Below are 12336 nucleotides of genomic sequence, written 5' to 3' on the forward strand. Positions count from 1 at the left end.
TACTCCTAGACAAGGACCCATGGCGCAACAACCCTATTCTTAGGAAATATACGCATCCCAACCGGATAACGGGGCGGAAAAGGACTGTGGCATCCTTGCACCAATTTATTCCCAATGAAGCCAATGCACTTATGCCAAGCTTGCGTGAAGGGGGCAAAAAGAGCGAAACGGTGTCCGTGCTGAGACATGTGCAGAGGCATGTGTCGAGTAGAAATTTTGAAACCGAGGGAAACAAGATGAAAAAAGTTCTCTTCGCAACGACGGCGCTGATCGCGACCGCAAGCGTTGCAGCAGCTGAAGTTCGCTTCAGCGGTTACGGCCGTTTTGGTCTGGGTTACGCAGAAGACCGCTCCGGTACTGTAACCAACTTCTCCACTTCGGGTGGCGTTGTAACAGCCACCAACACTGCAGTTGTTGACACCGACGACACCATCCTGGTCTCGCGCTTCCGTCTGAACATCGACGGCATCGTTGAAACTGACGGTGGCGTACGCTTTGAAGGTCGTGTTCGTCTGCAAGCCGACGAAGACAGCGGCAACGGCGAAGCCAACGAAGCAGGCCTGAACGGCGCACGCTTCTCGGTCATCTTCGGCGGTCTGCGTGTTGACGCGGGCAACGTTGCAGGTGCCTTCGACAACCTGGCAAACTACTACGGTAACGAAGTCGGTCTGGAACTGTTCGCTGGTCAGTACTCGGGTGTTGACTATGACTTCCTGGCCTACTCGTCGACCGGTGCCGGCTCGAACGCTGTGTTCTTCCAGTACGCAGTTGGCGATTTCGCCTTCGGCGCATCCTATGACCAGCTGACCGTTGGTGTGAACGGTGCTCCGACCGACGCTGACCGCTGGGACATCAGCGCGACCTACACCTTCAACAACATCACCGCAGCTGTTGCTTACGGTCAAACCGACCTGCCGAGCGGCTTCGGCAGCAACCCGAGCCTGGCTGTTCTGACCCTGGGTGCAGAATTCGGCGACTTCTCGGGTACTCTGTTCGTTGCTGACGACCAGACCGAAGTGTCTGCAACTGACGGCACCGCATACGGTCTGTCGGCTGCCTACAACCTGGGCGCCGCAACCACCCTGCTGTTCACCTACGGTGACGGTTCGGCAGATGCTGACCTGCAGCAGATTGCTATCGGTGCAACCTACGACCTGGGCGGCGGCGCATCGCTGCGTGGCGGTATTGGCCGCAACGACTGCGACATCTGCTCGAGCGACCAGATCGTTGCTGACTTCGGTGCTCAGTTCAACTTCTAAGTTGATCTGAACCACAGAGTTCAGGGGCGGGTCTTCGGACCCGCCCTTTTCTTTTGCGCCAACATGGTGTTTTCCTGCGCGCAAGACTGAGTGAGGAAAGCCATGTCGCTGCAAGACATCTCCGCCCGTATCGCCAATGCCGAAGCCAGCGCCGGACGGGTTGCGGGGTCCGTCAGGCTGATCGCTGTGTCCAAAGTGCAGCCCAATGAAAGGGTGCAGGCAGTTCTGGAACAGGGCCATCGCTGTTTCGGCGAGAACCGGGTGCAGGAAGCCGCTGGTAAGTGGCCCGCTTTCAAAGAGCAATTCGAGGGCATTGATCTGCATCTCATCGGCCCCTTGCAAACCAACAAGGCCCGTCAGGCGATGGAGCTGTGTAACGCGATCCACTCGGTCGATCGGCCAAAGCTGGCAAAAACGCTGGCCCGACTGGCGCAGGAGATCGGCGCCTGTCCGGATCTGTTCATTCAGGTCAACACGGGCGAAGAGGATCAGAAGGCTGGCGTCATGCCTGCAGACGCGGATGGGTTCATTGCCGAGTGTCAGGGCCTTGATCTGCCGGTGCGCGGTTTGATGTGCATCCCTCCGGTCGAAGAGGAACCGTCGCTGCACTTCGCCCTGCTGGCCAAGATCGCTGCGCGCAACGGGCTAAAGGGCCTGTCGATGGGAATGAGCAGCGATTTCGAACAGGCCATTGCCCTGGGTGCAACTCATGTGCGGGTCGGGTCCGCCATCTTCGGAGAACGGGTTAAACCGCAGGAATGATCAGGCGCGTGCCCGGCGAAATCCGGCCTGCAATCCAGCGCAGATGTTCGCGCCTGAATGCCACACAGCCCTCGGTCGGATAGCCCGGACGCCGCCATTGGTGCAGAAAAATAGCCGAGCCCATGCCGGGCACCGCATTTGGCCAGTTCCAGTCGGTGATCAGCACCAGATCATAAAGCGGGTCTGCTCGGCGCAGCTTTTCATGACTGCAAGGATAGGGCGCGCTGACCAGTTGATTATAGTCCCGGTCGGCCACGTCATCAGACCATAGGTCCCGCGGTCCGATTGGTCTGGCCCAGTAGGCGGGTGCCGCGATCCGATCGGGCCGGTAGAGCATGCCGACAATGCGATGCACCCCTGTTGGGGTCGCGCGATCGCCTTCGCGTTTGGAGTTGCTCAACCCGCCTTTCCCGATCGAGCAGGGATATACACGGCCCTGGAACCGCGCCCCTTGGGAGGTCAGAACCAGATCATAAGGCGTCACAGCAAATGCCCGGATTTCGCTGCCTTCGTCGCCAGATACCCGCGGTTATGGGCGGTTTCCCCGACTTTCAGTGGCACGCGTTCGGTCACGGCGATGCCTGTGCGCTCCATCATCGCGATCTTGGCGGGGTTGTTGGTCAGCAGTCTCACTGATGTGAAACCCAGAGATTTCAGGATGTCCGAGCCCAGCCGAAAATCCCGCTCATCATCCTCGAACCCTAGCCGGTGATTTGCCTCGACCGTGTCAAAGCCCTGATCCTGCAGGAAATAAGCGCGCATCTTGTTTGCCAGCCCGATGCCGCGCCCTTCCTGGTTCAGATACAGCAGAACGCCGGCTCCTTCGGTGCCCATCTGCGCCAGCGCCCCGCGCAATTGCGGGCCGCAGTCGCATTTCAGACTGCCCATCAGATCGCCGGTGAAACAAGCCGAATGTAGCCGTGCCAGAACCGGTTTGTCGCGATCCGGGCGGCCGATCTCGACGGCGTAGTGTTCTTCTCCGCCGTCTTCGGGGCGGAAAACGTGCAATCGCCCGGCCTCGGACACCTCCATTGGAAGCCGGGCGGCGACCACCGGGTGCAACGCGCTGCGCGCCGCCAGATGCGGCGCGGCGCGGCTGTGATCGATACATGTCAGCCCATTGTCCAACGCAAAGGTCCGGCCAGCTTCAACCGGCACCACGACCACCGCAGGCAGCAACCGTGCGGATTTGGTCAGCGCAATGGCCAGCCGGTGCAGATTGGCATTGCCCTGCCGTTCCGTCATCAGCGGGCCCTTCATCGGGGTGCTCAGATCGTCCGAGGGGTCGGCCACCGCCTGCACCCAGCCGATATCCGCGTCCGAGGGGATCAGCACCCGCGCCAGATCGCCGTCATAGGCGCGTGCCTTCAGCGTTTCCGCCCGCCGTCCGGTGATCGCCACCACCGGCTCGCCGCCCAGACCCCGCAGATCGGCCAATCGCTGGGCCGCGAGCGTCTCGGTCGGAACCGCAAGCACGCTGCCGCCGCCGTCGTCGGTCAGAACCACCGGAACGCCCATGCGCAGGTCCGCGCGCGCGCGCGCAAGCAGTTCAGTTATATCGGGGATGAGACTCATCTATGTTACCCTATAACGTCCACCGCCACTGGTACTGCTTTCAAACGGAAATGTGAAACAATTCCTCCGGGTCTGACACGAAGGCGTGAGGCGATTGCAGCATATCTTGCTGATTGCATGTTCGACGCGCAAGTGATGGAAAAGGCTTAGGAGGACCGGGAAATGGCTCAGCTCAAGAAAATCCTGCTGGTGGATGACGACGAAGACCTGCGCGAAGCGCTCAGCGAACAGCTTGTTATGACCGAGGATTTCGACGTGTTCGAAGCATCAGACGGTCAATCCGCGATGGAACGCGCGCGCGAGGCGATCTACGATCTGGTCATCCTCGACGTGGGCCTGCCCGACACCGACGGGCGCGAGCTGTGCCGCCTGATGCGCAAACAAGGCGTCAAAAGCCCGATCCTGATGTTGACTGGCCATGACAGTGACGCCGACACGATCCTTGGCTTGGATGCGGGCGCGAATGATTATGTCTCGAAGCCGTTCAAATTCCCGGTTCTGCTGGCCCGCATCCGTGCTCAGCTGCGTCAGCACGAACAGTCCGAGGACGCGGTCTTTGTGCTTGGCCCCTACACGTTCAAACCGTCGATGAAGATGCTGATCACCGAAGAAGACCGCAAGATTCGCCTGACCGAGAAGGAAACGAATATCCTCAAGTTCCTGTACCGGTCCACCGACGGCGTGGTCGCCCGCGATGTGCTGCTGCACGAGGTCTGGGGCTATAACGCGGGGGTCACGACCCATACGCTTGAAACCCACATCTATCGACTGCGGCAGAAGATCGAGCCCGATCCGTCGAATGCACGCCTTTTGGTCACAGAATCCGGCGGATATCGCCTTGTCTCTTGATCAGCGGTAGATTGACCTGGATCAAAGTGATACTCTGTAGACATATTTAGGGTACTCCCAACCCGCGCATGTCCGGGTTATGACATGCACCTCCCTGTTGGACTGCCGGGCCTGATGGCCCGGCCTTTTTTTTGTTTTTGAACCCCGTTTCGGGCACTTCTTGCCAAGACTTGCGGCGCGGGTCGGGTGACTTGACTTGTCCATAGGAACCAGCGCCTATGCATTCCTGCACTTGGGGAGGATCAGAAAATGGTAGGCGATATCTGCACCTTATTGAATATTGAGAAACCCATCCTTTCGGCCCCGATGGGCGGGGCCGCTGGGCCCGCGCTTGTTGCGGCGGTCTGCAATGCGGGCGGCTATGGGGTCATTCCCCTTTGGGGTAAACCCTCCGAACAGGTCGCGGCGGGAATTGATCAGACCCGTGCGCTGACCGACCGCAATTTTGCCGTCAACCTGAACCTGGCCTTTCCATATGACGATCAGCTGCAGGTCTGTATCGACAAGCAGGTTCATGCGGTATCCCTGTTCTGGGGCATGGAGCCATCTGCCATCGCCAAGGCCAAGCAGGCCGGTTTGGTTGTGATGGCCAGCATCGGGACCGCTGACGAGGCCCGGATCGCGCAGGATGCTGGCGCGGACATAATCGTCGCGCAAGGTTGGGAGGCCGGCGGCCATGTCTGGGGGCAGGTCTCGACCATGGCGCTGATTCCGGCTGTGGTCGACGCCGTTTCGATCCCCGTCGTCGCGGCAGGTGGCATTGCCGATGGGCGCGGCATGGCGGCGGCCTTGATGTTGGGGGCGTCCGCCGTCTGGATCGGAACCCGATTTCTGGCCAGTGCCGAGGCGACTATCCATGACGACTATCGCAGCCGCATCCTGACCGCGACCGAGGCGCAGACGGAATGGTATCACAACCTCTATGATGTGAAATGGCCGCAAGCGCCACATCGCGCGCTGCAAAACTCGACATCCCGAACGTGGAAGGCCGCGGGTTCTGCGGGCCCCGGTCACCGTCCGGACGAAGAGCAGGTGATCGGCCACCGACCTGACGGAGAGGCTTTGCTGCGATATCAAAGCTATACCCCTTTGCAAGGCACCGATGGCGATATCGAAGCGATGTCGCTTTGGTCAGGTCAGGGGGTGTCTTTGGTGCGCAAGGTCATGCCCGCTGCCGAGATCGTGAAGGAGATTTTCAGTGATGCCCAAGCGGTGCTGCAATCGGGGGCGTCGCGGCTTTGAACTGAACGGGTGCTTTTCGATGGCACCCCCATCCGTCCCGCGCTAACCTCGCGCCAACCCGCGACAGAGGATTCCGCACATGCCGTTCACCCTTGCCACATGGAACATCAACTCGGTCCGCCTGCGCGAGCCTATCGTGTTGAAATTGCTTCAGGAAGAAGCCCCTGACGTCCTGTGCCTGCAAGAATGCAAGTCTCCGGTCGAGAAGATCCCGACCGAGGGGTTTGCCGCGCTGGGTTACACCCACATGATCGCGCGGGGGCAAAAGGGGTATAACGGCGTCGCGATCCTGTCGCGCCTGCCGATGGAGGAGGTGGGTGATAAGGATTTCGCCGATCTTGGCCACGCGCGGCACATTGCGGGCCGGTTGGAAAACGGTGTAACGATCCATAATTTCTATGTCCCCGCAGGCGGCGATATCCCGGACCGTGAAAAGAATGAGAAGTTCGGCCAGAAACTGGACTACCTCACCGACATGCGCGACTGGTTCCATGCGGAAAAGCCCGAGAAATCGATCCTGGTCGGCGACTTGAACATCGCCCCGCGTGAAGAAGATGTGTGGTCGCACAAACAATTGCTCAAAGTGGTCTCGCATACTCCGATCGAGGTCGAAACGCTGGCCGAGACGCAGGATGCGGGCGGTTGGGTCGATATCACGCGCAAGGATATTCCCGAGGGTCAGTTATATAGCTGGTGGTCCTATCGCGCGCGCGACTGGGATGCCGCTGACAAGGGGCGGCGGCTGGATCACGTCTGGGCCACGCCCGATGTTTCGAACGCCGGTCACTCCAGCCGCATCCTGCGCGACGCGCGCGGATGGGAGAAACCCAGCGATCACGCCCCGGTCTTTGCAACATTCGACCTGTGATTGTGCAACTCTTCCCTTGGTTTCTGCCCCACGCGGTTGCATATAGGGCCCAAATTCGAACGAAAGAGTGATTGCCATGGACCTTCTGAACCCCGCAGCCGGACCTGAGACCGCCGATCTGATCAAGGATGGGTCCGAGGCCACCTTTATGGCCGACGTCGTGGAAACCTCGCAGGAAACGCCGGTTATCGTCGATTTCTGGGCCCCATGGTGCGGCCCGTGCAAGACGCTGGGTCCTATGCTGGAAGAGGCCGTAACCGCCGCCAAGGGCGCGGTGAAGATGGTCAAGATCAACGTGGATGAGGCGCAGATGATCTCCTCGCAAATGCGCATCCAGTCGATCCCGACCGTGTATGCTTTTTTCAAAGGCCAGCCAGTGGACGGGTTTCAGGGCGCTTTGCCAGGGTCCGAGATCAAGGCCTTTGTCGACCGCGTGATCGAAGCGGCGGGCGGCGAAAGCCCTGGTGGCCAGTTAGAGGATGCGGTGCAGGCCGCCGAGGAAATGCTGGCCGAAGGGGCGGCGGTGGACGCGGCGCAGACCTTCTCGGCCATCCTCGGCGAGGACCCGAACCATGCTGCTGCCTATGGCGGTCTGGTGCGCGCGCATATCGCGGCGGGCGATCTGGATCAGGCCGAAGCAATTCTGAACGGTGCTCCGGCTGAAATTTCAGATGCGCCTGAACTTGAGGCGGCTCATGCGCAGCTTGAACTGGCGAAACAGGCCGCCGATGCAGGCCCCGTGGCCGAGTTGACCGCAGCGGTCGAGGCCGAGCCTAACAACCATCAGGCGCGCTTCGATCTGGCGCAGGCGCTGCACGCCAATGGTGATGTCGAGGACTCCGTGGCGCAGTTGCTGGAACTGTTCCGCCGGGACCGCGAATGGAATGATGGCGCAGCCAAGGCGCAGCTGTTCACGATCTTCGACGCGCTCAAGCCCAATGACCCGATTGTTCTGAACGGGCGGCGCAAGCTCAGCTCGATGATATTTGCCTAATTTCTGATCAGAGCTACACTCGGATACATGATGCATCCCGCTGACCTGCCGGAAACGGTATCCGTTTTTCCATTGCCCGGGGCGCTGTTGCTGCCCCGTTCGCGCCTGCCGCTGCATATCTTCGAGCCGCGCTACCTGCAGATGCTGGACGATGCGCTCAGGACCAAAGAGCGTCTGATCGGCATGGTCCAGCCCAACCCGTCGATCAGCGATGACAGTAAACTGCACCAGATTGGCTGCGCGGGGCGTGTCACCCAGTTTTCCGAAACCGAAGACGGGCGGTATCTGATCACCCTGACCGGCGTATCCCGATTCCGCATCAAGGCCGAGTCGGACGGGTTCACCCCCTATCGTCGCTGCGAGGTTGTATGGGACGGGTTCGACCGCGATCTGGGCAAGGCCGAGAAGGACGACAATTTCAACCGCACCCGGTTCTTGACCCTATTGGAACGCTTCTTTTCCTCGCGCCACCTGAACACCGATTGGGATTCGCTGAAGGATGCCGATGACGAATTGCTGGTTAACTCGCTGTCGATGCTGCTGGATTTCGAACCCGAGGACAAACAGGCCCTGCTGGAGGCCCCGTGCCTGCGCACGCGGCGCGAGACTTTGGTAACACTGATCGAGTTTGCCCTGCGCGGCGGCTCAAACGAGGAAACATTGCAATGAGCACGCCCGAACACGCCTTTGACCGCCACATGCTCGAGGCGCTGATCTGCCCTCAGACGCATACAACTTTGCACTACGATGCCGACAAGCAGGAACTGGTGTCCAAAGCTGCCGGTCTGGCCTTTCCGATCCGCAACGGAATTCCGGTGATGCTGGTAGATGAGGCGCGCGAGTTGGACTAAATCCGGCGGCCTTGCAGCAGTTTCGGGAGGTCTCCGGTCAGCCCTGCGGCCTCGCGCACGAAGCCACGGCGCAATCCGGGCAATGATCCAACGATCCCCATCCCGATGTCGCGACCCATCCGCAGAAGCGGATTGTCGTTGGAAAACAGTCGGTTGAACACATCCGTCGCCATCGCCAGCGAGGCGGTGTCGAAGCGCCGCCACTCCTGATAGCGCTCCAGCACCAGCGCTGATCCGATGTCTTCGCCGCGCCGTCCGGCAAGGGTCAGAACCTCGGCCAGCGCGCCCACATCGCGCAGGCCCGCGTTCAGGCCTTGCCCCGCGATGGGGTGCATCCCGTGAGCGGCGTCGCCGACCAGCGCGAGGTGATCCGCGATGAAGGAATTGGCAATCGTCAGGTTCAGCGGATAGGTGAAGCGGTCGCCCTGCAAGCGGATCTCGCCCAGAAAATCGCCGAAGCGGGGGCGCAGGACTTGCAGATAGTCGGCCTCGGACAGGGCATTGATGCGCTGCGCGGTCTCGGTCCGTTCGCTCCAGACAATGGAACTGCGGTTGCCGGTCAGCGGCAGAATGGCCAAGGGCCCCGGCGGCATGAAGAACTGATGCGCGACGCTGTGGTGGGGCAGGTCGTGTTCGATGGCGCAGACAAGGGCGGTCTGGCCGTAATCCCAGCCGGTGCGCTTGATCCTCGCCCGCGCGGCGGTGCCGCTGCGCCGTCCGTCGCAGCCGATCACCAACTGGCCCAAAACGGTAGACCCGTCATCAAGGGTCAGCGACACGCCTGTTGCATCGGTTTGTTGCGACACAACCGTCTTGCCGCTGAGCTGGGTGATGCGCTTTTCTTCCCCCATCGCGTCCAGAAAGGCGCGGCGCAGGTGGCGATCCTCGACCATGTAACCCATCGGGCCTTCTTCGATCTCGGCATGGTCGAAATGCATGAAAAACGGCGACGGGCCCGTGCCTGCATGACCGTCGGTCACCTTGATCTCAAGCATCGGCTGGGCGTGATTGGCGACGCGCTCCCACACGCCAATCGCATCCAGCAACCTTTGCGAGGCCAGCGCCAGCGCATAGGCCCGCCCGTCAAAGGCGGCGTTCTTGCGCACTTTCTCGGCCAGAGAATCAATCACGGTGACGGAATGCCCCGTCTGCGTCAAAGCCAGAGCCAGTGCGGGTCCGTTCAGGCCACCGCCAACGATCAAGATATCCGAAGCCTTAGTCATGCCCCGCACTATGCGCGCCCTTTCGGGATTGTCCATGTGCGGTCCTGTCGCTACCGTCCGGATCAGACGGAAAATCCGAAAGGGGGGCGAGATGCAGGATTGGCTGACCATGACAGCATGCGATCTGGGGCGCGGCATCGGCATGGGCCAGATCGACCCGGTCGAACTGACCGAGACCTATCTGACCGCGATTGACGCCCACCCCCACCGCGACCGCATCTACGCCCTCGTGACTCATGATCGGGCACGGGCCGAAGCCAAAGCCGCCAAAGAAAGGGCGGGTCTGGGCCTGCGCCGGTCCCTGCTGGATGGGGTCCCGATAAGTTGGAAGGATTTGTTCGACACCGCCGGGGCCGGGACCGAGGCCGGTTCGACCCTGCTGAAGGGCCGTGTTCCGGATGCAGATGCGGTGGTTCTGCACAACGCCACGGCGATGGGCACGGTGTGTTTGGGCAAAACGCATATGAGCGAACTGGCATTCTCGGGGCTCGGCTTGAACCCGATCACTGAAACCCCGCCCTGTATTGATGATGAGGATGCGGTGCCCGGGGGGTCGTCTTCCGGCGCTGCGGCCTCGGTCGCGTGGGGGCTGGCCGCCTGCGGCATCGGCTCGGACACGGGTGGGTCGGTGCGCATACCGGCGGCGTGGAACAATCTGGTCGGTTTGAAAACCACTGCCGGGCGGGTCAGTCTGGAAGGCACCGTGCCGCTGTGCCTGCGGTTTGACACCGTGGGCCCGATTGCCCGCTCGGTCGAAGATGCGGCCCATATGCTGGCGGCGCTCGAAGGCGGCAGCCCGGGGGATCTGCGGGGCGCAACGCTGAAAGGCCGTCGGTTTGCCGATCTTCAAAACGTGGTCAAAGACGATCTGCGCGACGTGCCGGGTCGGGCCTATGAGGGCGCTCTTACCCGCCTCAAGGACGAAGGGGCCGAAATCGTCCCGTTGGAAGTACCGGAACTGGCTGAGGCGATGAGCCTGACCGGGGTTCTCTACACCACCGAGGCCTATGGACTATGGCGCGACGTGATCGAGGCGAACCCCGAGGCGATGTATCCCGAAATCCTCGAACGGTTCCGCATCGGCAAGGGGTTTTCGGGGCCGGATTACGTGGCCGCCTGGTCAAAGCTCAAGGCCTGCCGCACCGCCTGGGATGCGGCCACCGCCGGGTTTGATGCGGTCCTGGCCCCGACCGCCCCGATTCTGCCGCCCAATCTCGAGCGTCTGATGAGCGATCACGACTATTATGTGACCGAAAACCTGCTGTCCCTGCGCAACACCCGGATCGGCAATTTGATGGGCCTGGCCGCCCTGACTTTGCCCACCGGAACCCCTGGTTGTGGCTTGATGATGCTGGGCTACCCCGGCTCGGAAGAGGCGCTTTTGCGGTTGGGTTCAGCTGCGGAATCCGCACTGGCCTGAATGCCACAATCCCCTGATTCGGAACCTCTTTGTCTGGACGAAGGGGGGCTTGGGCTGTAATCTTCCAAAAAAACGGGGCGATAATGACCCCGATATTGAGGCAGTTGTTATGAATTTTCCCGAGCGGTTTTCGGACCTACCGGAATATGCATTCCCGCGTCTGCGCACCCTGTTGGACCATCACCAGCCGGGCGGTGATGTGATTCATATGACCATCGGCGCGCCGATGCATGATTTCCCGGCTTGGGTCCCGGATGTCATCGCTGAAAATGCCGCCGGGTTTCAGGGCTATCCGCCCAACGAGGGCTCGCCCGAGCTGCGCGGCGCGATCACAGACTGGATCAAGCGCCGCTATGGCGTGGCGATGGATCCCGACACCAACGTGATGGCCCTGAACGGCACGCGTGAGGGGCTGTATAACGCCGCGATGGCGCTGTGCCCTGAACAGAAGAACGGGCAAAAGCCGGTCGTTCTGTGCCCGAACCCGTTTTACCAGGTCTACATGGTCGCCTCGATCTCGGTCGGGGCCGAGCCGGTTTTTGTGCCCGCAACCGCCGCGACCGATCATCTGCCCGACTATGCCGGACTGCCCGCCGAGGTGCTGAACCGCACCGCCGTAGCCTATATCTGCTCACCGGCCAACCCGCAGGGGGCTGTCGCCTCGCGCGAGTATTGGGCGGAACTGATCCGTCTGGCCGAGACCTACGATTTCCGCATCTTCGCGGATGAATGTTACTCTGAGATTTACCGGGATGAGGCTCCCACAGGCGCGCTGACCGTGGCGCAAGAGCTTGGGGCCGACCCGGAGCGGATCACCCTGTTCAACTCGCTGTCGAAACGGTCCAATCTGGCCGGGCTGCGCTCGGGCCTGATTGCGGGCGGGCCGGAAACGATCAAGCGTGTCAAACAGTTGCGCAGTTATGCGGGTGCGCCCTTGCCTCTGCCGTTACAGGCTGCGGCGGCCAGGGTTTGGGCGGACGAAGCCCATGTTGCGGAAAACCGCGCGCTCTATCAGGAGAAATACGCTATCGCGGATCAGGTCTTTGCCAATGTGCAAGGCTATATGCCGCCAGAGGCCGGGTTCTTCCTGTGGCTGCCGGTGGAAAACGGCGAAGAAACCGCGTTGCGGCTGTGGCAGCAGACCGGTGTTCGGGTTCTGCCGGGCGCATATCTTTCTCAAGGTGATCCGGGGCAGAACCCGGGCGAGCAATTTATCCGGGCCGCTTTGGTGGCTCCAAAAAAAGAGTTGCAGCAGGGGCTGATCAAGCTTCGTGACTGCATCTATTCGTGAGG

General features: G+C 61.1%; 13 protein-coding genes. 10 read left to right on the plus strand and 3 right to left on the minus strand.

The features are described 5' to 3' along the window. The first annotated feature begins 236 nt into the window (after positions 1-236). Together ACR0NJ_RS04005 and ACR0NJ_RS04010 are read left to right on the plus strand one after the other, a co-directional pair. On the plus strand, positions 237-1259 hold the full coding sequence (locus tag ACR0NJ_RS04005) for a porin (RefSeq protein WP_480815843.1): 1023 nt from the start codon (positions 237-239) through the stop codon (positions 1257-1259). Between the two features lie 102 nt (positions 1260-1361). Then, a complete protein-coding gene (locus tag ACR0NJ_RS04010; RefSeq protein ID WP_480815844.1) occupies positions 1362-2021 on the plus strand; it encodes a YggS family pyridoxal phosphate-dependent enzyme in 660 nt (219 codons plus the stop codon). On the opposite strand, the gene ACR0NJ_RS04015 is transcribed toward ACR0NJ_RS04010, so the two are convergent. Both ACR0NJ_RS04015 and ribA read right to left on the minus strand, forming a co-directional pair. Continuing rightward, the gene (locus tag ACR0NJ_RS04015; protein ID WP_480815845.1) at positions 2005-2505 is read right to left on the minus strand and encodes a L,D-transpeptidase family protein; all 501 of its coding nucleotides are present in this window, start codon (positions 2503-2505) and stop codon (positions 2005-2007) included. The genes ACR0NJ_RS04010 and ACR0NJ_RS04015 overlap by 17 nt on opposite strands. Continuing rightward, complete coding sequence (gene ribA, locus ACR0NJ_RS04020) at positions 2502-3596, minus strand: GTP cyclohydrolase II (RefSeq protein ID WP_480815846.1); 1095 nt, start codon at positions 3594-3596, stop codon at positions 2502-2504. Before ribA ends, ACR0NJ_RS04015 begins: the two co-directional genes overlap by 4 nt. 162 nt (positions 3597-3758) lie before the next feature. Here ribA and ACR0NJ_RS04025 point away from each other — a divergent pair, with 162 nt between their 5' ends. The 6 genes from ACR0NJ_RS04025 (at position 3759) to ACR0NJ_RS04050 (ending at position 8400) form a co-directional block, all read left to right on the plus strand. Further along, positions 3759-4445: a response regulator transcription factor gene (locus tag ACR0NJ_RS04025; RefSeq protein ID WP_480815847.1), complete on the plus strand. Its 687-nt coding sequence runs from the start codon at positions 3759-3761 to the stop codon at positions 4443-4445. A 249-nt stretch (positions 4446-4694) separates the two neighbouring features. After that, the gene (locus ACR0NJ_RS04030) at positions 4695-5687 is read left to right on the plus strand and encodes an NAD(P)H-dependent flavin oxidoreductase (RefSeq protein WP_480815848.1); all 993 of its coding nucleotides are present in this window, start codon (positions 4695-4697) and stop codon (positions 5685-5687) included. Positions 5688-5766: 79 nt separating this feature from the next. Beyond that, positions 5767-6555 (plus strand): exodeoxyribonuclease III, encoded by a 789-nt coding sequence (locus ACR0NJ_RS04035; RefSeq protein ID WP_480815849.1) that lies wholly within the window; start codon positions 5767-5769, stop codon positions 6553-6555. A gap of 76 nt (positions 6556-6631) precedes the next feature. After that, on the plus strand, positions 6632-7549 hold the full coding sequence (trxA, locus tag ACR0NJ_RS04040; RefSeq protein WP_480815850.1) for a thioredoxin: 918 nt from the start codon (positions 6632-6634) through the stop codon (positions 7547-7549). A gap of 27 nt (positions 7550-7576) precedes the next feature. Beyond that, positions 7577-8218 carry an LON peptidase substrate-binding domain-containing protein gene (locus ACR0NJ_RS04045; protein WP_480815851.1) on the plus strand — a complete coding sequence of 214 codons (642 nt, stop codon included), beginning with the start codon at positions 7577-7579 and terminating at the stop codon, positions 8216-8218. After that, positions 8215-8400, plus strand: a complete 186-nt coding sequence (locus ACR0NJ_RS04050) for a Trm112 family protein (protein ID WP_480615716.1) — start codon at positions 8215-8217, stop codon at positions 8398-8400. The genes ACR0NJ_RS04045 and ACR0NJ_RS04050 overlap by 4 nt, the downstream gene beginning before the upstream one ends. Here ACR0NJ_RS04050 and ACR0NJ_RS04055 read toward each other — a convergent pair. Continuing rightward, positions 8397-9623, minus strand: a complete 1227-nt coding sequence (locus tag ACR0NJ_RS04055; protein ID WP_480815852.1) for an FAD-dependent monooxygenase — start codon at positions 9621-9623, stop codon at positions 8397-8399. The two genes, ACR0NJ_RS04050 and ACR0NJ_RS04055, sit on opposite strands and share 4 nt — an antisense overlap. A 91-nt stretch (positions 9624-9714) precedes the next feature. Between ACR0NJ_RS04055 and ACR0NJ_RS04060 the strand changes: the two genes are divergently transcribed. Beyond that, positions 9715-11043 (plus strand): amidase, encoded by a 1329-nt coding sequence (locus tag ACR0NJ_RS04060; protein WP_480815853.1) that lies wholly within the window; start codon positions 9715-9717, stop codon positions 11041-11043. A gap of 109 nt (positions 11044-11152) precedes the next feature. Continuing rightward, the gene (locus ACR0NJ_RS04065) at positions 11153-12334 is read left to right on the plus strand and encodes an aminotransferase class I/II-fold pyridoxal phosphate-dependent enzyme (RefSeq protein ID WP_480815854.1); all 1182 of its coding nucleotides are present in this window, start codon (positions 11153-11155) and stop codon (positions 12332-12334) included. The last annotated feature ends 2 nt before the right edge of the window (positions 12335-12336 follow it).

Source organism: Ruegeria sp. F11, assembly GCF_056533855.1.

What these genes read in the sequence shown, in the direction of transcription:
- ACR0NJ_RS04005 (WP_480815843.1), top strand. Translation starts at nt 237, where the DNA reads ATGAAAAAAGTTCTCTTCGCAACGACGGCGCTGATCGCGACCGCAAGC.
- ACR0NJ_RS04010 (WP_480815844.1), top strand. Translation starts at nt 1,362, where the DNA reads ATGTCGCTGCAAGACATCTCCGCCCGTATCGCCAATGCCGAAGCCAGC.
- ribA (WP_480815846.1), bottom strand. Translation starts at nt 3,596, where the DNA reads ATGAGTCTCATCCCCGATATAACTGAACTGCTTGCGCGCGCGCGCGCG.
- ACR0NJ_RS04025 (WP_480815847.1), top strand. Translation starts at nt 3,759, where the DNA reads ATGGCTCAGCTCAAGAAAATCCTGCTGGTGGATGACGACGAAGACCTG.
- ACR0NJ_RS04030 (WP_480815848.1), top strand. Translation starts at nt 4,695, where the DNA reads ATGGTAGGCGATATCTGCACCTTATTGAATATTGAGAAACCCATCCTT.
- ACR0NJ_RS04035 (WP_480815849.1), top strand. Translation starts at nt 5,767, where the DNA reads ATGCCGTTCACCCTTGCCACATGGAACATCAACTCGGTCCGCCTGCGC.
- trxA (WP_480815850.1), top strand. Translation starts at nt 6,632, where the DNA reads ATGGACCTTCTGAACCCCGCAGCCGGACCTGAGACCGCCGATCTGATC.
- ACR0NJ_RS04045 (WP_480815851.1), top strand. Translation starts at nt 7,577, where the DNA reads ATGATGCATCCCGCTGACCTGCCGGAAACGGTATCCGTTTTTCCATTG.
- ACR0NJ_RS04050 (WP_480615716.1), top strand. Translation starts at nt 8,215, where the DNA reads ATGAGCACGCCCGAACACGCCTTTGACCGCCACATGCTCGAGGCGCTG.
- ACR0NJ_RS04055 (WP_480815852.1), bottom strand. Translation starts at nt 9,623, where the DNA reads ATGACTAAGGCTTCGGATATCTTGATCGTTGGCGGTGGCCTGAACGGA.
- ACR0NJ_RS04060 (WP_480815853.1), top strand. Translation starts at nt 9,715, where the DNA reads ATGCAGGATTGGCTGACCATGACAGCATGCGATCTGGGGCGCGGCATC.
- ACR0NJ_RS04065 (WP_480815854.1), top strand. Translation starts at nt 11,153, where the DNA reads ATGAATTTTCCCGAGCGGTTTTCGGACCTACCGGAATATGCATTCCCG.